The organism is Thalassospira sp. GB04J01 (assembly GCF_000751115.1).
GTDB lineage: Bacteria > Pseudomonadota > Alphaproteobacteria > Rhodospirillales > Thalassospiraceae > Thalassospira > Thalassospira lucentensis.
Genome location: NZ_CCDX020000020.1, coordinates 23,495 through 44,124, shown reverse-complemented (window position 1 = coordinate 44,124; position 20,630 = coordinate 23,495). Strand labels below are relative to the sequence as shown.

Below are 20,630 nucleotides of genomic sequence, written 5' to 3'. Positions count from 1 at the left end.
TTACACCGGCAGCACTTATTCTTTTAAACCTTCTCAGGAAATGGATCGTGCCAACAAAAAAGCGTAGGCTTCTGGTCACTTTGCCAGACTCAGAGAGTGATCGTCTGGATCAACTGTCAAAGCAATTACGGCTCACGCAATCCGAAGTGCTGCGCCGTCTGCTAATGAATAGCCCGTTACCTGATCAACGAGACTTTGAAGCCTCGCAGGGTATTCTTGATTTGCTATCGGTAAATGCAGACCTTGCCCGTTTGGGGAACCTGCTCAAACTCGTGATGGACGAGCCATTGAGTTCTGACCTTTTGCGTAAATACGACGAGTTGGCCAACCAGATAAAATCCACTCAAGACGAGCTGAAGGACACTGTTCGAAAAGTCGATAACTCTATCGGACGCGGCGCAAAATGATCGCCAAGAAAATCCCCAAGAAGCCCGATGTAGCCGACAATTACAAGGCACTTGCCGAATACATTGCGGCGGCAAAAGAACCCGGGGAAAAGCTCGACAAGTTCTGGATATCAAACTGCGGTTCAGGCGAAACGCTCGACGATCTGGAACTCGCCCTACGCGAAGTGTATGCCGTTCGTCGCATGAAGCCTGAAATTACAGACAAGTCATATCACATGATGGTTTCTTTCCGCCCCGGGGAGAAAGACCACTTGTCTGAAAAGGATCTCAAGGACATTGCCTCAGCCTATGCCAAAGGGCTTGGATATGCTGAACACCAATATGTTGCAGGAACGCATATCAATACCGACAATTTTCATATGCACATCGCATTTAACAAGATCCATCCGAGAACGCTCCAGGTTGTCACCCCCTACCGCGATTACAAAGTGCTTGATCGTGTGTCGCGCAAGCTCGAAAAAGAGTACGGGCTGTTTATCGACAACGGCATGTCACAGACCGGCAACCAGGGGCCAAGACTGTCACCATCTGCACGTGACTATGAAGCCCAGACATGGCAGGAAAGCTTCCAAAATCATGTTCTCCAGCATCGTAAAGAGATTCTTGAACACATCAATGGTGCCGAGACATGGCAGGATCTGCATAAGATCGTAGCCGAATATGACATCACGTTGAAAAAACGGGGCAATGGTTTTGTTCTGGTAGGCCCTGACGGTCAAGGCATGAAGGCATCAGCACTGGACCGCAAGGTAAGTAAGACTGCGCTTGAGAAAAAGCTCGGTAGTTTCACACCTCCTATAGCTGAAGATGGCGATAAGAAATCCCTGCCTCCCAAACGTCGGTACAAAAGACGCCCCAACATGCGACACCCTGCGATGTCGCCAACTTGGCGACGTTATCTGAATATGCAAAAGCCGGTGCATAAAAGGCGCTCTTTCTTCCAGCGGACGATTTCCAACTGGAAGCTGTTTCTACTCAGTGAAGCGTACAAAGACCCAATGGCCATGGTGTTTCTGATTGCTCAGCAGGAATTCCTTCATATGGTCTTTGGGGATGACAAACCTACCCCGGTTTCAAAGTTGGCAGCGCCAGCTCTGGCGGCTTGGCGTGAAGCCGGCCAATGGGCAAATGCGAAATCCCTTAACTGGTTGGCTGCATCACGATCTACCGGCCGGGGATGCCGGATAGACGACAAAGGTAACCTGATCGTTCCATTGAAGGATGCCAACGGTTACATGCAAAGGGTGAGTATCTATGCGCCCGACGGCAAACGCATGCAGATCGGAAATGTTAAAGCACGCGGGTTGACCCATCTCATAGATTCACGGAAGCAGTCCGATAGAGGCCCTGTCATTTTTACCGACGACTATGTTGATGCGGTCAAAATACATGATGCGACCCGTCGCCCTGTCGTCTTCGTTCCCGATGCCAAGGATCTCCGAAAGACGATCACAGAACACCGTCACCGCAATCCCATGATTAAGCCGATTGTGGCCACTAAAACGCCACTCACTTTGCCGAATGTGCGATCTGTGACCATGCCCCATCATGATGATCATACGATACTGCGCCGAACATTTGCGCATGCAGTCAACGATCAAGCATTTCTTGTATGGGACGAATGCGAACATTGGGCAACACCGGGGAACTCCAACTGGCTTAAAACGAATGGCCTGCGTGGCTATGGGGTGAAGATCACAAAATCCGGTGAAGTCGCAGTCCCTCTTAAAGACCGTTCGGGCCGTATAGAGAATGTGATTTTAATCGACGACATGGGCCGCGAGGATCTTGTGCAGCCCACAGAGCCAGACCACCCCCGTTACCATATGATTGATCCTCAATGGCGTGAGGAAAAGGATACGATTGTCGTGGCCCTGAATTATGCAGATGCAGCGGCAATTCATCGCGCTACACGCTGTCCTGTTGTTGTGCCGGCCGATACACATTCATGGGCAGAAACGACTGAACAGATCAGGCTTCGGCATAACGATGTAAAAATCGTCATCGCCCTAGATGCGTCCGGTCAACTGGACGACGAGGACAAAGCAAAAAATCTGGCCGTGGATATTGTCCGACCGGCGCTTGCTACCTCTTTCAAAGAGTATGCCAAACATGAACCAAACCGAGCCGGCGCACGGTTACTCGATTTCGGAAATGATCACTATGATTTTGATCCTGATAAATCCAATTCCAGTTATGTGAAGCTGCAAGATATCAATGGCACCGACCGTTACGTCTGGGGTGTCGATGTTGCCGATGTTGTGAGCCAGTCTGGCGCACATACCGGAGACTGGATTTCACTTGAAGTAACTGAACGCAAAGAAGTTGTTGTTCAAGAGGAGTATCAGGATGAAAACGGCACCCTTCAAACGCGAGAAGTTGTCACCCACCGAAACATCTGGCAAGCAAGCATCTTGCCAGATCCCGAAACATCACCGTCTATAACTGCTCTTCGAAGTGAAATGGCGGATATGGTTGGTGATGATGGATGGTTGGCATGGCAATCCGCCAGCCGCCCCGACAAGGAAGCGATAACCTTGCGCCCCAAAATGGGCACTGAGAAGGCTTGGAGTGGATTTCGGGTTGATGATGACGGCAATACCCTTATCCCGCTTAGAGACGGCGGAAATCGTCTTTCTGGCGTGTATCGTGTTTCTCCAAGCGGATCTGCCGAAATACTCGCCGGAAGTGGGGGCATTAAAGGGGCTCATCACGTTGTTGGTGGACGAATATCCAAAGACCCATCCGAGCCAATTCTGATTGCCGATGATCTGACAAGCGCCATTGAGCTGAACCGTCATACCCACAAGCCCGTCGTATGGGTGGTGAATTCTGAGAACCTAAAGGCCGTTGGTGAGAATCTCCGGCGCTGTCATCCAGAACGCGAGATGCTCGTTGCTGCCATGGATGCCCATATGGCAAAGGAGAACCGCCCGCTTGATCTCGCGAGAGAAGCCGCTCAAGCTATCAAAGCCGAGGTGCTGGTGCCGCCGCTTTCAGGGCAAGACAAAAAGCGCAACAGCATGTCATTTGGGGATCTTCTCAAAGGAAGTGACCAGAGCAAGGTTTCTGATACGCTGCGCTCGGCCGGGATTAAGCAGAAGCAGAAGCAGAAAGACACGAAGCCTACGCAAAAAGTCGGCCGGTCTATCGAGTAAGTCTTTCAGGGTTACATTTCGAACCCCGTGCCCCGGGATTTCTTGATCGTTTGCTTCTCGGGCTTTTCGGCTGTCGTTCTTGATTTCAATGTATCAGTGGATGATGGCTCTGCAATTGTCTGTCGTGCTTCCTGAAGTGCCTGTTCGGGGATCTTCTCGGAATGTGCTCCAGGCACATCCAGTAGCCCTTTATCAAAGTAGCTCTGTGCAATTGCCAGTTTACGACGCGCTACTGCGGTTTCCGGCTCGGAAGCGCCAGAGTTCTCCAGTTTTTCCAGTGCAGCATGATATGGTTTCAGGGCATGCGGAATCTGTACCTGAAGATTGCGCTCATCTATCAAGCTTCTCGATTTCAGCGCCACGTCGGGCAGCCGGTTAACTGCACTTGCTGTATTGACGAGAGTAGCGCGTTCCTTGGATGTCAGCGTGTGGAGATCTCCGTCCCCGAAAAAGGTCATCGCCTTGAGGCTTTCACTCGGCTGGAAAGTATCCCCGAACATCTGGCGTGCCGCAGAAAGCCCCTGATCCACATGTATGCCTGCATCGACCATAGCTGCAATATCGCGATAGTCCTTCGCCTCGGCCCGCTGAAGTATGACCTTTAGCTTCATAGCCATCAGATCATCAAGTGCGGCAACCTGAAGCACACCATCATCCGTCATGTCTGGTGTTGCCACCCGACCAGTCGATATATTTCCAAAGAAAGAGACTTTAACGGTGTCTTCAGTGTTGCCGGGGGGGTTAACCAGAAGTGTTATCCCATTCTGCTCCTCCTGAATGACTCTGCTGTCATTCAGGGCCGTGAACGCGGACTGCAATCCATCTCGATCAAGGGGCCTATCAGAGAAAAAATCGAAATCCACGGATTGTCGGTGGCCTAACCTGAGGGCAACGGCTGTCCCACCATACAGCACCCAGCCCTGCTGCGTGACATCCTTGAAATCTGGCCAAAGATCGCGTTGAGCATCTGGGAGAATGTCCATGCGAGGTAAGAATGCCATCGTCAATCGAACCGTCGCACAGGCATTGCTGGAACATGATCAATGTCGGCAAGCCCTAGTCGATAATGCCAGTAAGACCAGGAGCGTTCATTAAACCAGCCGGCCACAGCGTTACTGACAACATGGCCAAGTCTTTCATTCCCGAAAAGCTTGACCATTTCGACAACATCATCGAAATCGCCGATGTTCATGAGCTGTGCAAGTACCCTGTCCGGGTTGGCAATCGCTTCATCTGGGGACTTCCACCAGATATAGCGTTTCGCCATTGACTTCAGAAATGCCTGTTGCTGCATCATATGCAGTGAATTCTGCATATCGTGCTTCAGCGATTGGAGTTCTGATTGCGTCAACGGACGATAACTATCGTCGAGCTGTTCTCTAGTTGCCATTATCAGGGCACCTGCATTCAAATCGGATCATAAAATTATAACCGGAATCAACATCCTTGAACAGCAATCCCGTGGTTTGTCCGGGTCAAGAGTTTAGCTATATCAAGCTGCTCTTTCCTGTCGCCCCAACCATCGGTCATATAATGGCGTTTCAGGTTTACGCATTCGCCATTTCATCTTTTCAGACGTTGTTGGTTTTCGTGCACCATGATGCCCTTCGAAAACTTTCCTAATTGTCAGGTTTTTCCAAGCCCAGTAAGCCCCCTCGTTGTTTAGGTAATCCTGAACTTCGCCCGCATTCAGGAAAATGACACCCTGCTTTTTAAGTTTCTGAACTATCACGGCCTGAACATCATTAAGCTTTCCTGACGGCAATGCGGCAACACCATGCAAGTCGTGATTATGGCCCGATGTCCACCCATCATCATCACACTCTTTGCATTCCCAAAGGCCAACACGCTTATTCCAGTAGCAATCAGTCCAGCTCGGCAGGAATATAATATCTGTCGTTAAACGATGCTCAGAAGGCAATTTCCGACTTTCGGCAGCGATGAACGCCTGATTATAAACATCTGGACGTTCCTTCGCCGACAATGTGTCGAACCTCTCTTTTGCCCTGTTGAGCATTTGGAGGGTCGGCTGAATGTCAGATCGCAGTAGGTCAACCAGATCAAGCAGCAGTTCCCAATGTGGGGAAATGTAACTGAACCGAGCCTGACGGTTCGATAACCCTCGTGCAATCCGCTCGAATTCTTTGACGAACTGTGGCCGTTTCTCGTCGGGGTCAATGTTTAGCGATTTGCAAATGTTCCGATACCTCGGATCATCCCAATCATATTTCGTCTCTCGCAAGTCCAGAATAGCATCCAGAACATCGGAATCCCCGTAAAGTTCATCGTAGTTTGGATAGCCAACTGACTCTGTCATTTCAGGGTCGAGTAGCAGAATACAACAACGATTGCGATAGGGAGCAACGTAGAAGTGCAAAACACGACCGTTCTTCATACGGATTTCCGTTGTCTCACCATATGCACCTTGGGCTACCCGAAAAACCTCTCCAGTACGGGGTTCTGGAATTGCAATCCGGGGAACTGAAATCTCTCTTTGTATCAACAAACGGATAGTTTGGTTTCTCGTCGTAGATAGCCGAGCCCCCAGCTCATCAAGTTTGACCAACTCGTCTTGGTCAAGCTGTAGCGGTATTCTTTGCGATTTGTTGTCCAGAGTATATTCAGTCATTCACCCCTCCATAATGAAGGGTCATTAAGAACACATGCACACATATCTAGTCAAGGTAATGTCAGCTTGGCTGTTTAGTTACATCTCGAAGATGAACAACGGTGCCCGAACGCAGTGGTTTCTCGGTCAAGTGTGCATTCTCAATTTGCTCAAGAAACTCACGAGTTCGTTTATCGTAACCCCCGTTCGCCCCCTGAATAATGATTTTCAAATTGAAATGATGTGCAACCCAAAGCGGACTGGCAGCCTGAAGTTCAGGAAGTTCCCTCATCAGATTATAAGCGTAGTCGTGCGGAGAAAGGTGCGCTGGGAAATCTCTTGACCCGCAATATGCCTCAAGTAGCAGCGGCACATTCCAATAGTCAGTGTCACCCAGTCTATAGACCGGAACGGCCCAAACCTTACCCCAATTACCATCGGGACGAATGATGGCTTCAAACAACCTATAGCCAGGATTGCGTGTGCCTGCCTGCAAATCTGGCGCTGCCTCGCTGGTCCCGGCATCGTACAGGCTGGTTTTTCGTATTGTAGGCAGGACCTCGGATGTAACCCATTTGCGGAACCGATGTTGTAGGGTGCCGGGTTTCACAGCATTGCGGCTACGCAGGATCAGGATGTAAAGGCCGCTTTCATTGATAACGGTCATTTCCTGCTTCCGACCGATGGCGTCGCTTAAACCGACCTCATCTTTTTCGTCATCATCTAGTCGATCCATCGCATCACGCGAATTCGCAATTCCCAACGCCTCACAAATATCCATGGCGACGAACCACGGATCATCATTCCTATAAACCGTGCGGATTTCAGCACCTTCAAAGCTAAACGGGATGATCTCAGTCATTGCTCTGTACCTCTATCATTTCAAACTGCACCTGTAGTTAATGATATGTGGGAAGGTGCTTTATGTCAGTTCCTTTTTACCCGTTGAGCATGGCTTGCCATGCGAATAAGGCAGGAGGGTCATGGAATGATCGTTAGGTGATATCACCTAACCTATCCTGCCCAAGAAACGACAGGTCAAAGTTGTGCGAAGTTCTGCAAACTCCTGCACACTCTTGCGAACTCCTGCAAACTCGCAGAAACCCGCCAACCCCTTGTCCAACGGCCATTTTTGGGCAAGTCACACTCCGGTCACATATTGCTTGCACATCCGATTCCGCTGTGGCTTATCAACATAGTTCGAATTCTATATTCACTCTCAAGTTGTGCTTTCATGAGGGCCGATAAATGAGCGGTATCATCACCTTTAGTTTCAAAAACGTAGTGTTTCGAGATGTTGAAATCGATGGTCCGTTATGGGTTGTCGGAACCGATGTTTGTAAATTCCTTGGATACAGAGATGCCGACAAAGGGCCACGTTTGTTCGACGAAGATGAAAAGGGTACCCACATTGTGACGACGGCTAGTGGCGATCAGCAATTGCCCCCAGCCCGAATGTACGCGTGGCGTCATAGAGTGATAAAGAAAGACCCGGGCAGCTCAATCCATTGACCAATTTCAGACAGGGTATGCCGTGAGAGTTGCGATCTACGCACGTCATTCTACAGACCGCCAAACAACCAGTACGCAAGATCAAATAGTGAGATGTGAAGGGCATTGCTCTGCTCAGAAATACCATGTGATTGACGTGTATTACGACGAAGCTATGTCTGGTGCTCACATGGATAGCAGACCGGGCATATCAAGTTTGCTTATGGGCGCGTTCGACAACCGATTTGACCGGATTGTTTGCGAAGATCTGTCGCGTATCAGTCGAGACCAGGGGGACGTAGCAAACTTCTTCAAAAAAATGGGTTTCGTTGGCATTGAAGTCGAAACCATTTCTGAGGGCATTATCAACGAACTTCACATTGGCCTGAAGGGTACAATGAATGCTCTGTATCTCAAGGATTTGTCAGACAAAACCCATCGCGGTGTTGTCTCGGCCGTCCTGCGTGGTGGCGTTCCCGGTGGCAACACATATGGATATGAACTCGTCCGTACATTTGATGAACGTGGGGAACCGATACGGGGCAAGCGCCAGATCATTGAATCTGAGGCGGCAACCGTTCGGAAAATTTTTGAACTCTATCAATCGGGCAACAAGCTTAAATACATCTGTGAAGAGTTGGATGCGGAAAGTATAGCATCGCCAAACGGCGGTAAATGGAACTCAACAACCCTTGTCGGCACGCGATCCCGCAAAACGGGCCTGCTCCGTAACACGCTTTACAAGGGTATTGTTACATTCAACAAACTTCACTACCGAAAGAACCCATCGACGGGGCGTAAAGTGCCTGTGGTTCGCCCTGAGGATGAATGGGTGCGTGTTCCGATCCCGGAACTTCAAATTGTCGATGATCAGGTTTTTGATGAAGTACAGTCAATGCTTGATGAGCGCTCAAGCAAAGCGAACGAGTATCGGGAAATGGTCAAGTTGCGGTCACCTGAAGAGACCAAGCAGCTTCACAAGAATCTCAATCGTAGTTGGCGTGAGCGGCAGATTAAAACAAGAGAGCGCGTTACAGCAGTCTTTGCTGGCCGCCTCAGATGCGCAGAACACGGCACAAAGATCGGAGCACACTGGGCACATCACTATTCCTGTAGTAACCCCAATTGCCCGCATAGGTCTGTTCCCTATGATCAGTTGATCGATGTCGTCCTACGCGAAGCACAACGCCTCAAAACTTCTGACATTGCGCAGTTCTATGACAGTGACGAAATGGTCGAAAAGCGTGAGCGCGTCAACAAACGCATCCAGACCGCTGAAGTCAGACTTAAGGGGCTACGTGATCGGGCAGAACACATACTAAATAGCCTTGATTTGTTGAATGGAAATGCTTGGCTTGAGGATAACGCAGAAGAGGTTCGGTTGATCCGCCTCGAAATTGACAGGGAAAAGCGAAAACTCAAGGAAATCTCGCGTCCTACGAACATCAAGGAAATCCATGAACGGTTTCTTCGGTTAATTGATAAGTTGCTGGTGTGGACGCGAGACCCTGAAGCCGTCACCCAGTTGCGACATACAATGAAGCTCTATTACATACATGCCAAATGGGATGCTCTGAGTGATCATTGCTATCGTACATGCGTGATCGAATATGACTTTCCCGCTATGGTGCGTGTGCTTGGACAAAAGAAATAGAAACGGCAGAATTCTGCCGGTTCTATCACGTGGCTTAGAGCGTTCGATCCAATGCATTCCTGATACAGACTTAGCTCTCTTGTTTCTTATTCGGGATTGTCCGCCCCAGCGAACGAAACCAGCGATCAGGTTCATGACGAAATGCGTCATATTCCGCGAGCTGTTCCCGCATGGTGTTGCGGTCGTCATCAGTATAGAAATGCTGTTCGATTTTGGTAGCCTGCTCCAAGTCTGCACTTATTTTTTTGCGAGCTTCCAACATTCCCCCAATGATGAGTTCACGCAGATTGCAAACATTTAGAGTTGTCATGTGTCACCTGTGGTTTAAATATGCTCTGAGACTTAAAGAACAAACTCGATTTGACCGTCGGACTGTGTAAATGCAGGGAAGTCACGCATTGAGTATTTTTCATCTTGTCGTTTCAAAGCATGGCTCCCCCACTGCTCGGCCCGACCGATCAAAACTGAAAGCCGATTTGGCCTCTGGTATCGGTCAGCGTTGGAATGCCCTGAAACGCTGTACAGGAAGGCTTTACGAATTCGGGCAGTGAGTTGCTCCGGCTTTGCCGATATTCGATATCGATGTTTGCCATTTTCTTGGCCTCTGCGTAGTTGCAGAAAATGTCGGCGGCAACTTCCTCAATACTCAGTGGCGACCATTCCATATAGAAATGAGAGCGATATCCTGTCTCGGAAATAAATGGCAGACCAAGATCGATAGCTGTAAACCCAAAGCTGCTGCATATATCCAGTGGGCAGGTAAAATCGACCAATGCTCGGCCATGGTTGGTTTTCAGAACAAACAACCCGTTCTGCCCCCAGTGCGGAACTTCTCCGGCTTCAGCCGCAAGTGCTGCTGTGATAACCGTTCCGGCCCCATCGTCGGTAAAACTTCCAAAGCTGCCCTTCTCCCCATTGGCCTCCATAATGAGAGCACGGAAAGCCCTCGCAGCCATATTGGCGGCATCTCCATCATTCGCCCTGACGGCGGCATCAAACTCAAGGGCAATACGCTTGGCGGCCTGAATATCTCTATCTGTTACGCTATGCATCTTTCTTATCCTCATAGTGACAACTGGCTGGCCGATCTGGCCGGTTCAACTTCTTCCCGTCGTCTAAAAAGGGTGAATGCCGTCAAGCTGAATATGGGATGTTCGCGCCCGTCCAGGGGGCGAACGGGGACCCTGATTCTGCTTTACGGCCGAGGGCAAAGCACTAATGCAGCCGCGCCGCATATGCGGATCATGGATTATAGAGCTATGTGGATCTGCGATCTGGTGCGCATCGATCTATGCCGGCATTGCGAGAGCCGTTACCCGAAAGGGCGGAAACCGCTTGCCGGGTTCCGTGGAGGTTGCCGGGATCTGCTCCTGGGCGAGAGCTCAAGAGTAGGCGGCGACTACCTGAATAGAGTGAACCTCAACCCGTGACCGTTACGCGCCGCTGTTTGCCTACCCTAACTGGATTGCACAATCCAGAATTGAGACGATACTTAATAAGTATCAAAAAAGTATTTATATGGTATTTCTCTAGCGCTGTGTCGTGGATTGCACAATCGACAAATCCGGTTGGCAGATCCTGCGGACGGTATGTGATTCGGTTTTGTTCACGATCACATAACTTCCCTTTATGCCCTTGGAGCTGACATTTGTTGAATCAGGTAAAGGATCACACCAAGAAAATTCACATGTAAGCTGAACGGCTTGCGAACAATACGACCTTTTGTCGGCTTCCTCTGCCCAGTCTGCCAGATTGACAAATAGCCCGAACCAGATTGACCATAGGCCAAGGGCGACGAAAACAAAGCCGGTCAACCAGCGGCGCGGACGCATCCAGTCTGCAAGTCCGACAAGAAGCGAAGTAAGTCGCGGCACGACCGAAAACGGTACCAATGGAAGTGACAACGACAGCGCAAAGACCGCCATCACAATGAAACCCTTTGCGGCGGAGCCTGTTGCGGTTGCGGCCCCCATCAGGCCGAAAAGGATCGGCGCGGCGCAGGCGGGAATATTCAGGCCAAACGCAACGCCCTGAACCCATGGGTTTTTCGTGATCCGCCATCCGACTGGCGCAATGCGGATACGCCGCCGAAACCGTCCCCCTGCACCGAACAGGAAGACAATTCCGATGACCATATAGAGTGCCCCGAAGATCAGCCATGCCCCGGTCTGAAGTCCAATCATGCGTTGTCCCAGCATGACGATCACTCCGCCGAAACCGCCCATGACCAGCAGGCGTGCGAGCATGAATGCAGCCAGAGCCCCAACCCGCATGCGCAGTGAACGGTCACACTGGCTGTTGAGAAACAGCATATGCGCGCCAATCGTGCAGGGCTCGATAAATCCCAAAAATCCCAAGCCCAGCGCAAGAAAGATCAGGTTGAACAGGTCCGGTGTCACGTTTGTAAATTCCTTATCATCGTCGCATGGTGTTACCCGGCACAACAGGACAGTCTGGCGACATCTCTCGCAAAGCCCTGAGCGGCAAGTTTCAGGCCCTCGACTGTGGTCAGATAGGGAAAAATCGTGTCGCCAAGTTCTTGGGCGGTCATCCCAAACCGTATGGCCAGCGCCATTGTCTGAATGCTGTCACAGCCCTCGGGTGCCAATATCTGAGCGCCCAGCAAGCGGTCAGTTGCTTCATCTGCAATGAGTTTTATCAAACCGCGTGTATCACGGGCGGCAAGTGATCTGGGCACCTGATCAAGCGGTACGACAGATGTCTTGACCACAAAGCCCCGTTTCTGTGCCTGAACCTCGGAAAGACCTACGCCAGCAACTTGTGGATCGGTGAAGACAACCCAGGGCATCGTTGTGTTGTCATATGTCCGTTCGTCACGGTTATAGGCATTTAGTGCCGCAAGTTTGGCGCCATAAGCTGCCATATAAACGAACTGGTCGCGCCCGGTCACATCGCCCGCAGCATATACATCGAGACGCGTTGTCCGCATGTAAGCGTCCACAACAATTCCGCCATTCGAATTTACTTCAATTCCGGCCGTTTCGAGTCCTAATCCGTTTGTATTCGACTTACGGCCCGTCGTTACCAGGATATGTTCAGCAGAAAGAACCTCGGCCTGGCCATCAACGTTAATGGTCAGTTCCGTTTTATCATTCTTCCATTCAACCCTCTCGTAGGTGAGGCCCGTGCGAACGGATACCCCTTCATTCCTTAACTCCTGAGTGAGCGATGCAGCAATTTCCGGTTCTGCTTCGGGAAGAAGCCGTGACCGTGTCACCAGCGTAACCGAGCTGCCGAGCCGTGCAAACATCTGAGCCAGTTCACAACCGATATATCCGCCGCCAATCACGAGAAGTGATCGTGGCTGCTGATCAAGTTCAAGTGCCGTTGTGCTGGTCAGACAGGGGACATTCTCAATGCCTGGAATATCGGGAAATGACGGGGATGTGCCGGTTGCAATGATTGTCTTTCTTGCAACAAGCTTTTTGCCGTCAAGCAGAAGACCGGTGTCATTAAATACAACAGCCCCTTCGAGATAATCGATGCCATCATATTCGGGCAGCAGATCGATGTATTTCTTCTGACGCAAACCGGAAACCAGATCCTCTTTAGCCTTGATCAGGGACTGCCAGTCAGCGACATGAGCGTTTCCGGAGAGGCCGGGAAAACGCGCAGCGGCCCCTGTACCATGCACGGCCTCTGCGGCACGGATCATGGTTTTGGAAGGCACACACCCGACATTGACGCATGTGCCGCCAATCATTCCCTTGCCGATAAGTGCGACCCTTGCGCCCTGTTCAGCGGCCGTAATCGCCGCCGAAAAACCGGCCGAACCCGCGCCGATGACAGCAAGGTCATATTCCTGTTTGTCGGTCGAACAACAATTGTTCATATTATTTTCCTTTCCGGGTGGTTGGTTGTGTATCGGTCTCGCAGCAAGCGCGCGCACGGGCTCGTTGCCGGTAGCCGTAAAGTGCCAGGGCAATGAACAGGAGTAATCCGGGTATGAGGACATAGTCTATCCAGCCCAGCCATGCCGAGAGTCCAAGGGCCCCGAACGTGACAACAAGGATTGGTGTGAAACAGCAAATCACAGCAAAAATTGTTCCGACCACCCCGGTTTTGAAAATGGTGTTGCCACGCATTATTTAATCCCGTGCCTTGGCCGGATAACCGGCATTTGTCGAAGCGGTCCCAATGGTTTCGCTGCTGGCAACGGATGGATCGAAGATGACCGTTGCGGTTTTGGCATCGAGATTGATCTCGACTGCCGCTACGCCGGTGACAGCTTCCATCGCGGTTTTAACCGTTACCGGACACAGGGCACAGGTCATGTTTTCGATGTCGAAAACGGTTGTTTGTTCAGCCTGCGATGTGGCACTGGCTGCTTGTGCCGCAGTCGGAAGAAGACCTCCCGGATGCATGGCAGCCAGTCCCAGAGCAAATGCCCCAGCCACGATAATGTCTGTTCGTTTCATGTCGATTTCTCCTAATAGAATAGCGATGCCCACCAGTTGATTGTCAGGGCCAGCCCCACCAGCACGGTTGAGAACCACAGGACGGATTTGGTGATCAGGGCGGATTCGGGGCGGGCGCAGTAAGATCCTTCGTCGCACGCCGGTTTTGTCTTGAAATAGACCTGCCAGAACCCCAGCCCGATGAATATCAGTGCCACCGTCACGAAGAGGGGTTTGTAAGGTTCAAGGGCCGTCAGATTGCCGATCCAGGCCCCGGATACACCCAGCATCAGAAGCAGGAGTGGTGCGACACAGCAGGCCGACGCAAGAATGGCGCCGGTCACACCGCCAGCCGCAAGCAGACCTCTTTTTGCCTGTTTCCCGTCATCGGGCGATAGATGATCCGGTTTGATATCGTTCATGTGATTTGCCTCAAGCTCGTTCCTGATCCAAGCTACAGTCTGTAGTTGCTACAGGCTCAAGAGGGTTTTGACCTTATGGACGATCACAATTCCGGGAGGCGATTGAAACGTGCCGAACTGGCGAAGGTGACGGGCTGTCACCTTGAAACGATCCGCTATTATGAAAAGTCCGGCATGATGCCCGATCCGCCGCGCAGCAAAGCGGGCTACAGGATGTATGACGATACACATGTTTCTCGGTTGCGGTTCATCCTGCGCGCCCGCGAACTGGGGTTTTCGATTGAAGATATCCGGGGATTGCTTCATCTCATGGATGGTGAGTTGCAAACATGCTTGGAGGTCAAACTGCGCACAGAGAACCATCTTGCTGACGTGCGCACAAAAATCGCGGATCTTGAACGGATCGAACAGGCTTTGGCGGAGACGGCTGCACGGTGTTCGGGAGAAGACGTACCGGAATGCCCTGTGCTGGAGGCATTGACATGCACTTCGGACAACAGCATTTGATGTCGGCAATGCCGGAAGCTGAGAGAAGCAAGATATCAATTCTTGCGATGTTGCAGGCCAAACGTCAAATCGCGGTACGCATCCATCAAAGGACGGTCCCCGGAGACATGGTCAGCACGCTCCTGATCAAGCTTTTCAAGTGCTGCCAGCATGAATTCGGCAATATCAAGCCTTTCCTGCCAGCAGGCATATCTGAAAGCATGTAATACAGCACGCTCCAACGGGTCGGTTCCAGAAGACATTATTCTGCACCTCCTTCATATCGAGGTTATAGGCTACGCCATCCAGCAAGAGGAAGGTCAACAGAATTCTTCCAGACAGAGCGGATCAGCCGATAGACGACAGAATGGGGAATGTTTTCAGCAGCCAGAAAGCAAAGGCGGACATATAACCGGTCATCATGGCAACTCCCATGGCAATCATGATCAAGGCGGCGGCTGCACGGAAAAAACGCCCGAAACGCCCTATGGATTTCAATCTGACGGACAGGCTCTCGGTAAAAAGTGCTGCCAGAAGAAACGGCACACCAAGCCCCACGGAATATACGGTCAGCAATGCAATACCATCGCTGACCGTTGCCGACGCGGCGCTGACGGTCAGAATGGCGCCGAGAATAGGACCGATGCAGGGCGTCCAGCCGAACGCAAAAGCAAGTCCAAGAATATATGCCGAAACCACACGCCCACCAGGCAGATCAAGATGAAAGCGCGCTTCCCGCATCATCCACGCCGGACGGAGTGTTCCCAGCATGAAAAGTCCGAACAGAATGACAATACCGCCACCAACCAGATTCATCTCGAACCGGTATCCGAGCAGGAACTGACCAAGTGCTGTTGCACTGGCCCCCAGAAGGACGAAAACCGTGGTGAAGCCCAAAACGAAACACAGGCTGAAACCAAGAGATGACAATCGACCAACTCGGATTGCCTCCGTTCTGGTCGAAAGAGAGGCACCACCCGCGATATAGGAGATATATCCGGGAACCAGAGGCAGCACGCATGGCGAGAGAAACGATATGAGGCCTGCGGCGAACGCGCTTATTATGCCGATATTGGAAAGTTCAGGCATTAATCTGTATTCCGTAAAATCAGGAACCAAGTATTCAGAGAACAGGAAGGTCAGCTAACCAAACAGTGCTAAGCCTATCTTTGTTCAGGGCTCTTTTCCTACTTTTGAGAACCAGTCTGTTAACTGATCCAGCCACCCCTTTTCAACAGGCGGCTTTGGGGGGTGGACAGCGTTTGTCAATCCGTTCACGTAAAGGATCAGATTCATCTGATTGAAACCCGTGCCGTGAAAAATACCGGCATGGCGGGTATTCCGATCGATAATATGAATCATCGGCGCAGACCCGTTACGCTGGCTCAATTTGGCGAATTTATCGGCAACAGTTACAGCACTGATATCCGAAGACGGCATAGCAGGCCGCCAGTTCACCAGATCCCAAGAAGGAGTATCTGAAAAATCTTCGGGATGAACGGAAATGAACGTGACCATCTCCTGCATCGGGCTAATATTCAGCCTCGCCTGAGAGGACGCCAGTAGGGTTTGCTGTTCTGCACAGGTTGCACCACAATCCCTTGGCACAAAACTTAAAATAAGTATCTGATCATCAAGGTCGCTCAAATTAAAGCGACCTTGATTTTGGTTGAAAAGTTCTATCTCTGGAACCTTTCCGGTGTTTGTCACCTCAAAATATGGCTCTTTATCCGCCATCACCTCGTCAAGGTGTTCACCGGGATGATTCGCAAAAGCTGGTGAGGCCGTCAACGCCAGGATCAAAAACAACCACCGGATCATTCTGTTTCCCCCTGCGGCCCGGCGGCAGCTATGCCAAGAATGGCGACGTCAATGCTAATCTCGCCTGCGTTTTCAAAGCGCAATGTCATGGGAAACTTCTCACCTTCACGGAGTTTTTCATGCAATCCCGTCAACATGAGATGCATTGCCCCCGGCGCCAGAGTGACCGGGCGGTTGGCAGGAACATCCAGAGCCATGACATGTCGCATCCGGCGAACATCATCGACCGTGACGACATCATGTATCATCACATGGTCGGCCACAGCTGTGGTGATTTCCAGAAGGCGGTCGGTCGCAGCGCTTGTGATCGTAAGATATGCCACACCCGGACGGGATGTCAGAATCGTGGCACGTGCCCAGGCGTCAGATATTTCGACAAGGTTTCCGGCAGAAACCGGTAGTGCTGATAGCAAGGTCATGACGAGGGCGATGGCTGTTCTTTTCATATTGTACTCCCATTCATGATCGCGAGAATCCGGATTGCCATGTCTTCTGCCGGCTGATCTCCTTCACGAAAGACAGTCAGGTAACGCCCATCCGGTGCCATCAGATAAAGATGCCCGGAATGGGCCACCAAATAGCCGTCCGGTGCTGTATCGTCGTCCAACTTTTCGTAATAGACCCGAAAAGCCTCGGCGGCTGCAGCGACATCCTCCTTACTACCGGTCAATCCGATCAGCGCCGGATGAAAGGCCTCGACATATTCAGCCATGACATCAGGTGTATCGCGTACCGGATCAATTGTAATGAATATCGGTGCCACACGGTCGGCTTCGGATTCCATTCGGTCAAGCGCATCCGCCATATAGGCCAGTGTGGTCGGACAAACATCAGGGCAGTGTGTGAAACCAAAAAAGACAAGTTGCCAACGCCCCGGAAAGCTTGCTTCGGTCACACGGTTTCCCTGATGATCGGTCAAGGAAAAATCAGAGTGAATGGCGGCTTCTCCCGTCCCTTCGGCCCCCGACGACATTTGCTTGCGGTCGGAAGCCTGAAAGATATATGCGCCGCCAAAGAGCAGGGCAGCAAGAACAACCATCCCCCATAATATAGAACGGATGAAACGTAACCGGTTGAAATTATTCGATGTCATGAAACGATCCCGTAGAAAATCCCGCCCGGGAATTTGTCCCAGGCGGGTGTGGTGTCACGGTATTATTTATCGGTAGACTTCGACATGTGATCGGTCATCGCAGCCATCATTTCTGTACACTGCTCCATCATCGGCCCCATCTGGCTCATCATCTTCATCATGCCCATCATTCCCTGCATGTCTCCCATGCCCGAGTTGCCGTCATGCTCCATCATCGGGGATTGCTTGTCAGGAGCTTGGTCTTCCTGGGCATAAAGGGCTGTTGTCGCCAGTCCCGTGACCATCATTGTGGCAAACGCGGTGAGTTTGATTGATTTACGCATCTCTAACATTCCTTTCGGTTGGGGATTCATCTCCCGACTGGGGCGTCACAGACGCTGCACTTGCGTCTGATACAGTCAGGGACCTTCCGGCTTCATTGCCGGGAAGACTGTTTTTCGGGATTTCATCGGAGGAAGGGGCGATATCGCTGGCGCTCTTTTTCGATGAACAGGCCTTTTTGTTCATGCACAAACCCAGCGCACACATCGCCACGCACGGCAGAACGGAAAGGAGCAATGGCGCGATACCGGCGGCAACCAGCCAGCTCCAGTTAAATGCAAGCCCAGCGACAAGTGCGGTTCCGGCCAGCACAAGTACACCGCGACGTCCCTTCAGGTAATATCGAACGGCATGAACCACGTCATGCCCAAGCGAGGTATTACCGGATTTGGCTTGTTGTATCTCGGTCATAGGAGTTCCTTCCTCAATCGGTGTAGATGTGGGATTTAAGAAAATCTATCATCTCTGCTGTCGCCCATTCGGTCGGTCCGACAAGTCGACCAAGCTCGCGGCCATTCCTGTCAATCAGAAGCGTCGTCGGTAAACCGGGGATGCCCAGAGCCGTCGTGGTTTTCATGGTTGGATCTATGAAAAGGTCCAGATGCCGGATGCCGATTTCGGTATAGAAATCTTGCACCACATCCGCTCCGGCCCGGTCGATTGATAAAGCCATAACTTTGAATACCGAATTGCCGAGTTCGGCCTGCAAGGCATCCAGGGTTAGCATTTCCTCGCGGCATGGAACACACCAGGTCGCCCAGACATTCAGCAAGACGACCGTTCCCTCGAAATCACTCAATGTCATGGGTTGACCTTCGACGTTTTCGAACCCGAACTCGGGAAGAGGCCGGGGAACATCATGCATGACAAACGAGCGCTGTTGGCTCTGCCTTCCATTGTCCGTCGCCTGATGGGAGACATTCTTTTCGTTGCGGAAAGACACCATGGTCAGAGCTGCGACAGCCACCAGTATGATGACAGCGGCAAACCCCACTTTCAGGTTCATATGCACCAAGAGGCTCTTCATCGAGGTGCCTCCGCAGTTCCGGCACCTGAGGCCTCATTACGCAATTTTTCGACCCTTGGCAGAATGGTCTCGGCCAACACTTTTTCCGTTACCGGCCCGACATGCTTGTAAGCAATGTTCCCTTTTGCATCGACAACGAAGGTCTCAGGGACGCCATAGACGCCCCAGTCAATTGCCACACGCCCGTTAATGTCCGCACCTGTTCTCGTATAGGGATCGCCAAGGCTATCGAGCCATTCTGCAGCGTCGTCAGGCTGATCCTTATAGTTCAGACCATGCAGTGGAACGGTGCCGTCGCGGGCCAGTTTCATGAACACGGGGTGTTCTTCACGGCACGCGACACACCAAGAGGCAAAAACATTGACCAGCGACACTTCACCTCTGAGATCCGTACTCGACAAACCTTGCATCCGGCCTTTTACCGGCGGAAGGTCAAATTCGGGGACTTGTCTGCCCAACAGGGCCGAGGGGAGCGTGTTGGGATCAAGAGTCAATCCTTTCCCCAGGGCCACATCCAATATCAAGGCGATGCCAAGCGGCAGAAAATAGATCAGCCGGTTGAACCGTTTCTGCGGGCGATGTTCTTTGGGGACTGCAATCATCTCGCCCTCCCGTCTTTAAGATTGAGATTATGCTGGAATTCGCGTTCTTCGTCTGACCAGACACTCTTGATATAACCGAGTACCGCGATGATCTCCTCATCACTCAGCACATCCTCAAATGCAGGCATATCGCTCTCATACCCCGGCACGACAGCGCCAACCCCGAACTTGGTGATCGCAAACAGTTCCTGATCGCTATGGCGCCATGTGTGGCCACTGGCATCGTGTGGCGGCGCGGGCATCCGCCCGGTGTCAAGGCGGCGCTTCCAGTTTTTCTGCCCCTCAAGATTTGCACCATGGCACGATGCGCAAAATTCAACATAGTCATCGTTGCCCAGTGCTATCTGTTCCGGAGTGAGCGGCTTTTCGAGAAAAGTCAGATTCTCGAGCTTCGCGCTGGCATCCATCACGCCGAACAACAAAGCCATGCCAACGCCAGCCATTAATCCGGTGACCATTGATCCGGGCGATACCGCACTCATTTCCCGCCCCGAAGATATTTAAACAACGCGAGAACGCTCATGATCAGGATCGCAAGGATCAGAAGAAACACAAGACCGCCTCCTGCCATCATCAGCATCATCATCGGGCCACCCATCATCGAACCATCCATCATCTGTCCAAAACACTCATTCATTGGCGTAAACGGCAATGCCGTCCTCTCCGAACCCATAGGTTTTCAGCGTCCCGGTTTTTTCACGTGCCATGCCCGGCGCATTTGGTGGCATGCCGGGCAGCGTGATACCCGTTATATCCGGGCGTTCATCAAGCATCCGTTCAATGATCTCGGCGGGAACCAGCCCGCTTACGACATATCCGTCAATCTCGGCCAAATGGCAGCCCAGCCCTTGCTCCGGGACACCGGCGGCAACGGATCGCTTGTCGAAATCACGATCATCGACACGGGTAACCTGATATCCATTGGTCTCAAGATATTCGCCATAGGCATCACAGCATCCGCAGTTCGGGTCCCGATAAATTGTGATCGATTTGCTTCTCTCACCAGCTACTGTCACGTTCGTTTGCGCCTCTCCTTTTCCCGGAGCAAACATTGTAAATGCAGCACTTCCGGCAACAGCCAGAATCGCAACACCTGTCACAATCACTAATTTTCTCATCTGT

At 51.5% G+C, this 20,630-nt stretch carries 28 protein-coding genes; 5 read left to right on the top strand and 23 right to left on the bottom strand.

What is annotated here, in order from left to right; genetic code table 11:
• Positions 1-47 precede the first annotated feature (47 nt).
• Positions 48-407, top strand: coding sequence for a ribbon-helix-helix protein, CopG family (locus tag AMM48_RS20465; protein WP_102785566.1), 360 nt, complete (start codon positions 48-50; stop codon positions 405-407).
• A complete protein-coding gene (gene traI, locus AMM48_RS20460; RefSeq protein ID WP_102785565.1) occupies positions 404-3,565 on the top strand; it encodes a TraI/MobA(P) family conjugative relaxase in 3,162 nt (1,053 codons plus the stop codon). Before AMM48_RS20465 ends, traI begins: the two co-directional genes overlap by 4 nt.
• An 11-nt stretch (positions 3,566-3,576) precedes the next feature.
• Here the strand turns inward: traI and AMM48_RS20455 are convergent, their stop codons facing one another.
• The 4 genes from AMM48_RS20455 to AMM48_RS20440 all read right to left on the bottom strand — a co-directional run bounded on the left by AMM48_RS20455 (position 3,577) and on the right by AMM48_RS20440 (position 7,035).
• Positions 3,577-4,566, bottom strand: coding sequence for a nucleotidyl transferase AbiEii/AbiGii toxin family protein (locus tag AMM48_RS20455; RefSeq protein WP_244271330.1), 990 nt, complete (start codon positions 4,564-4,566; stop codon positions 3,577-3,579).
• Between the two features lie 2 nt (positions 4,567-4,568).
• A complete protein-coding gene (locus tag AMM48_RS20450; RefSeq protein WP_198413573.1) occupies positions 4,569-4,955 on the bottom strand; it encodes a hypothetical protein in 387 nt (128 codons plus the stop codon).
• Between the two features lie 102 nt (positions 4,956-5,057).
• Positions 5,058-6,194 (bottom strand): hypothetical protein, encoded by a 1,137-nt coding sequence (locus AMM48_RS20445; RefSeq protein ID WP_101304764.1) that lies wholly within the window; start codon positions 6,192-6,194, stop codon positions 5,058-5,060.
• A gap of 61 nt (positions 6,195-6,255) precedes the next feature.
• Positions 6,256-7,035: a Bro-N domain-containing protein gene (locus AMM48_RS20440; RefSeq protein WP_101304763.1), complete on the bottom strand. Its 780-nt coding sequence runs from the start codon at positions 7,033-7,035 to the stop codon at positions 6,256-6,258.
• 386 nt (positions 7,036-7,421) lie between these two features.
• On the opposite strand from AMM48_RS20440, the gene AMM48_RS20435 reads away from it, so the two are divergent.
• Together AMM48_RS20435 and AMM48_RS20430 are read left to right on the top strand one after the other, a co-directional pair.
• Positions 7,422-7,685: a hypothetical protein gene (locus tag AMM48_RS20435; protein ID WP_101304762.1), complete on the top strand. Its 264-nt coding sequence runs from the start codon at positions 7,422-7,424 to the stop codon at positions 7,683-7,685.
• 22 nt (positions 7,686-7,707) lie between these two features.
• The gene (locus AMM48_RS20430) at positions 7,708-9,318 is read left to right on the top strand and encodes a recombinase family protein (RefSeq protein ID WP_101304761.1); all 1,611 of its coding nucleotides are present in this window, start codon (positions 7,708-7,710) and stop codon (positions 9,316-9,318) included.
• Positions 9,319-9,388: 70 nt separating this feature from the next.
• On the opposite strand, the gene AMM48_RS20425 is transcribed toward AMM48_RS20430, so the two are convergent.
• From AMM48_RS20425 to AMM48_RS20395, 7 genes are all read right to left on the bottom strand, one after another.
• Positions 9,389-9,628, bottom strand: coding sequence for a hypothetical protein (locus AMM48_RS20425; RefSeq protein WP_101304760.1), 240 nt, complete (start codon positions 9,626-9,628; stop codon positions 9,389-9,391).
• Positions 9,629-9,776: 148 nt separating this feature from the next.
• On the bottom strand, positions 9,777-10,370 hold the full coding sequence (locus AMM48_RS20420; protein WP_101304759.1) for a hypothetical protein: 594 nt from the start codon (positions 10,368-10,370) through the stop codon (positions 9,777-9,779).
• Between the two features lie 477 nt (positions 10,371-10,847).
• Positions 10,848-11,717 carry a cytochrome c biogenesis protein CcdA gene (locus AMM48_RS20415; protein ID WP_198413572.1) on the bottom strand — a complete coding sequence of 290 codons (870 nt, stop codon included), beginning with the start codon at positions 11,715-11,717 and terminating at the stop codon, positions 10,848-10,850.
• A gap of 32 nt (positions 11,718-11,749) precedes the next feature.
• Positions 11,750-13,171 (bottom strand): mercury(II) reductase, encoded by a 1,422-nt coding sequence (gene merA / locus AMM48_RS20410; RefSeq protein WP_101304758.1) that lies wholly within the window; start codon positions 13,169-13,171, stop codon positions 11,750-11,752.
• 1 nt (position 13,172) lies between these two features.
• Positions 13,173-13,424, bottom strand: coding sequence for a mercury resistance system transport protein MerF (gene merF / locus AMM48_RS20405; protein ID WP_101304757.1), 252 nt, complete (start codon positions 13,422-13,424; stop codon positions 13,173-13,175).
• A 3-nt stretch (positions 13,425-13,427) separates the two neighbouring features.
• Positions 13,428-13,757: a heavy-metal-associated domain-containing protein gene (locus AMM48_RS20400; RefSeq protein ID WP_101304756.1), complete on the bottom strand. Its 330-nt coding sequence runs from the start codon at positions 13,755-13,757 to the stop codon at positions 13,428-13,430.
• Positions 13,758-13,768: 11 nt separating this feature from the next.
• Positions 13,769-14,158: a mercuric transporter MerT family protein gene (locus AMM48_RS20395; RefSeq protein WP_101304755.1), complete on the bottom strand. Its 390-nt coding sequence runs from the start codon at positions 14,156-14,158 to the stop codon at positions 13,769-13,771.
• Between the two features lie 75 nt (positions 14,159-14,233).
• Between AMM48_RS20395 and AMM48_RS20390 the strand changes: the two genes are divergently transcribed.
• On the top strand, positions 14,234-14,665 hold the full coding sequence (locus AMM48_RS20390) for a helix-turn-helix domain-containing protein (RefSeq protein ID WP_102785564.1): 432 nt from the start codon (positions 14,234-14,236) through the stop codon (positions 14,663-14,665).
• Positions 14,666-14,700: 35 nt separating this feature from the next.
• On the opposite strand, the gene AMM48_RS20385 is transcribed toward AMM48_RS20390, so the two are convergent.
• From AMM48_RS20385 to AMM48_RS20335, 12 genes are all read right to left on the bottom strand, one after another.
• Positions 14,701-14,907: a hypothetical protein gene (locus AMM48_RS20385; RefSeq protein WP_102785563.1), complete on the bottom strand. Its 207-nt coding sequence runs from the start codon at positions 14,905-14,907 to the stop codon at positions 14,701-14,703.
• 85 nt (positions 14,908-14,992) lie between these two features.
• Positions 14,993-15,733 (bottom strand): cytochrome c biogenesis protein CcdA, encoded by a 741-nt coding sequence (locus tag AMM48_RS20380; RefSeq protein ID WP_102785562.1) that lies wholly within the window; start codon positions 15,731-15,733, stop codon positions 14,993-14,995.
• A gap of 84 nt (positions 15,734-15,817) precedes the next feature.
• A complete protein-coding gene (locus AMM48_RS20375; protein WP_102785561.1) occupies positions 15,818-16,465 on the bottom strand; it encodes a cytochrome-c oxidase in 648 nt (215 codons plus the stop codon).
• Positions 16,462-16,911 (bottom strand): copper chaperone PCu(A)C, encoded by a 450-nt coding sequence (locus AMM48_RS20370; RefSeq protein WP_062956573.1) that lies wholly within the window; start codon positions 16,909-16,911, stop codon positions 16,462-16,464. The genes AMM48_RS20375 and AMM48_RS20370 overlap by 4 nt, the downstream gene beginning before the upstream one ends.
• The gene (locus AMM48_RS20365; protein ID WP_198413571.1) at positions 16,908-17,558 is read right to left on the bottom strand and encodes an SCO family protein; all 651 of its coding nucleotides are present in this window, start codon (positions 17,556-17,558) and stop codon (positions 16,908-16,910) included. Before AMM48_RS20365 ends, AMM48_RS20370 begins: the two co-directional genes overlap by 4 nt.
• Positions 17,559-17,620: 62 nt before the next feature.
• Positions 17,621-17,881 (bottom strand): hypothetical protein, encoded by a 261-nt coding sequence (locus AMM48_RS20360; RefSeq protein ID WP_022733236.1) that lies wholly within the window; start codon positions 17,879-17,881, stop codon positions 17,621-17,623.
• Complete coding sequence (locus AMM48_RS22315; RefSeq protein WP_022733237.1) at positions 17,874-18,290, bottom strand: hypothetical protein; 417 nt, start codon at positions 18,288-18,290, stop codon at positions 17,874-17,876. Before AMM48_RS22315 ends, AMM48_RS20360 begins: the two co-directional genes overlap by 8 nt.
• Positions 18,291-18,303: 13 nt before the next feature.
• Positions 18,304-18,906 (bottom strand): TlpA disulfide reductase family protein, encoded by a 603-nt coding sequence (locus AMM48_RS20350; RefSeq protein WP_022733238.1) that lies wholly within the window; start codon positions 18,904-18,906, stop codon positions 18,304-18,306.
• Positions 18,903-19,508, bottom strand: a complete 606-nt coding sequence (locus tag AMM48_RS20345) for a DsbE family thiol:disulfide interchange protein (protein ID WP_102785559.1) — start codon at positions 19,506-19,508, stop codon at positions 18,903-18,905. Before AMM48_RS20345 ends, AMM48_RS20350 begins: the two co-directional genes overlap by 4 nt.
• On the bottom strand, positions 19,505-19,990 hold the full coding sequence (locus tag AMM48_RS20340) for a cytochrome c (protein WP_101304751.1): 486 nt from the start codon (positions 19,988-19,990) through the stop codon (positions 19,505-19,507). The genes AMM48_RS20345 and AMM48_RS20340 overlap by 4 nt, the downstream gene beginning before the upstream one ends.
• Positions 19,987-20,121, bottom strand: a complete 135-nt coding sequence (locus AMM48_RS22515) for a hypothetical protein (protein WP_279627503.1) — start codon at positions 20,119-20,121, stop codon at positions 19,987-19,989. The genes AMM48_RS20340 and AMM48_RS22515 overlap by 4 nt, the downstream gene beginning before the upstream one ends.
• A gap of 16 nt (positions 20,122-20,137) precedes the next feature.
• Positions 20,138-20,626, bottom strand: coding sequence for a DUF411 domain-containing protein (locus tag AMM48_RS20335; RefSeq protein WP_022733242.1), 489 nt, complete (start codon positions 20,624-20,626; stop codon positions 20,138-20,140).
• Positions 20,627-20,630 lie beyond the last annotated feature (4 nt).

Excerpts from the sequence above, each read along its gene's own strand:
- AMM48_RS20425 (WP_101304760.1), bottom strand. The coding sequence starts at position 9,628 with ATGACAACTCTAAATGTTTGCAATCTGCGTGAACTCATCATTGGGGGA.
- AMM48_RS20360 (WP_022733236.1), bottom strand. The coding sequence starts at position 17,881 with ATGCGTAAATCAATCAAACTCACCGCGTTTGCCACAATGATGGTCACG.
- AMM48_RS20385 (WP_102785563.1), bottom strand. The coding sequence starts at position 14,907 with ATGTCTTCTGGAACCGACCCGTTGGAGCGTGCTGTATTACATGCTTTC.
- AMM48_RS20450 (WP_198413573.1), bottom strand. The coding sequence starts at position 4,955 with ATGGCAACTAGAGAACAGCTCGACGATAGTTATCGTCCGTTGACGCAA.
- merF (WP_101304757.1), bottom strand. The coding sequence starts at position 13,424 with ATGCGTGGCAACACCATTTTCAAAACCGGGGTGGTCGGAACAATTTTT.
- AMM48_RS20345 (WP_102785559.1), bottom strand. The coding sequence starts at position 19,508 with ATGATTGCAGTCCCCAAAGAACATCGCCCGCAGAAACGGTTCAACCGG.
- AMM48_RS20420 (WP_101304759.1), bottom strand. The coding sequence starts at position 10,370 with ATGCATAGCGTAACAGATAGAGATATTCAGGCCGCCAAGCGTATTGCC.
- AMM48_RS20445 (WP_101304764.1), bottom strand. The coding sequence starts at position 6,194 with ATGACTGAATATACTCTGGACAACAAATCGCAAAGAATACCGCTACAG.
- AMM48_RS20350 (WP_022733238.1), bottom strand. The coding sequence starts at position 18,906 with ATGAAGAGCCTCTTGGTGCATATGAACCTGAAAGTGGGGTTTGCCGCT.
- AMM48_RS20335 (WP_022733242.1), bottom strand. The coding sequence starts at position 20,626 with ATGAGAAAATTAGTGATTGTGACAGGTGTTGCGATTCTGGCTGTTGCC.
- merA (WP_101304758.1), bottom strand. The coding sequence starts at position 13,171 with ATGAACAATTGTTGTTCGACCGACAAACAGGAATATGACCTTGCTGTC.
- AMM48_RS20370 (WP_062956573.1), bottom strand. The coding sequence starts at position 16,911 with ATGAAAAGAACAGCCATCGCCCTCGTCATGACCTTGCTATCAGCACTA.
- AMM48_RS20455 (WP_244271330.1), bottom strand. The coding sequence starts at position 4,566 with ATGGCATTCTTACCTCGCATGGACATTCTCCCAGATGCTCAACGCGAT.
- AMM48_RS20375 (WP_102785561.1), bottom strand. The coding sequence starts at position 16,465 with ATGATCCGGTGGTTGTTTTTGATCCTGGCGTTGACGGCCTCACCAGCT.
- AMM48_RS22515 (WP_279627503.1), bottom strand. The coding sequence starts at position 20,121 with ATGGATGGTTCGATGATGGGTGGCCCGATGATGATGCTGATGATGGCA.
- AMM48_RS20400 (WP_101304756.1), bottom strand. The coding sequence starts at position 13,757 with ATGAAACGAACAGACATTATCGTGGCTGGGGCATTTGCTCTGGGACTG.
- traI (WP_102785565.1), top strand. The coding sequence starts at position 404 with ATGATCGCCAAGAAAATCCCCAAGAAGCCCGATGTAGCCGACAATTAC.
- AMM48_RS20380 (WP_102785562.1), bottom strand. The coding sequence starts at position 15,733 with ATGCCTGAACTTTCCAATATCGGCATAATAAGCGCGTTCGCCGCAGGC.
- AMM48_RS20440 (WP_101304763.1), bottom strand. The coding sequence starts at position 7,035 with ATGACTGAGATCATCCCGTTTAGCTTTGAAGGTGCTGAAATCCGCACG.
- AMM48_RS20390 (WP_102785564.1), top strand. The coding sequence starts at position 14,234 with ATGGACGATCACAATTCCGGGAGGCGATTGAAACGTGCCGAACTGGCG.
- AMM48_RS20435 (WP_101304762.1), top strand. The coding sequence starts at position 7,422 with ATGAGCGGTATCATCACCTTTAGTTTCAAAAACGTAGTGTTTCGAGAT.
- AMM48_RS22315 (WP_022733237.1), bottom strand. The coding sequence starts at position 18,290 with ATGACCGAGATACAACAAGCCAAATCCGGTAATACCTCGCTTGGGCAT.
- AMM48_RS20365 (WP_198413571.1), bottom strand. The coding sequence starts at position 17,558 with ATGACATCGAATAATTTCAACCGGTTACGTTTCATCCGTTCTATATTA.
- AMM48_RS20340 (WP_101304751.1), bottom strand. The coding sequence starts at position 19,990 with ATGAGTGCGGTATCGCCCGGATCAATGGTCACCGGATTAATGGCTGGC.
- AMM48_RS20395 (WP_101304755.1), bottom strand. The coding sequence starts at position 14,158 with ATGAACGATATCAAACCGGATCATCTATCGCCCGATGACGGGAAACAG.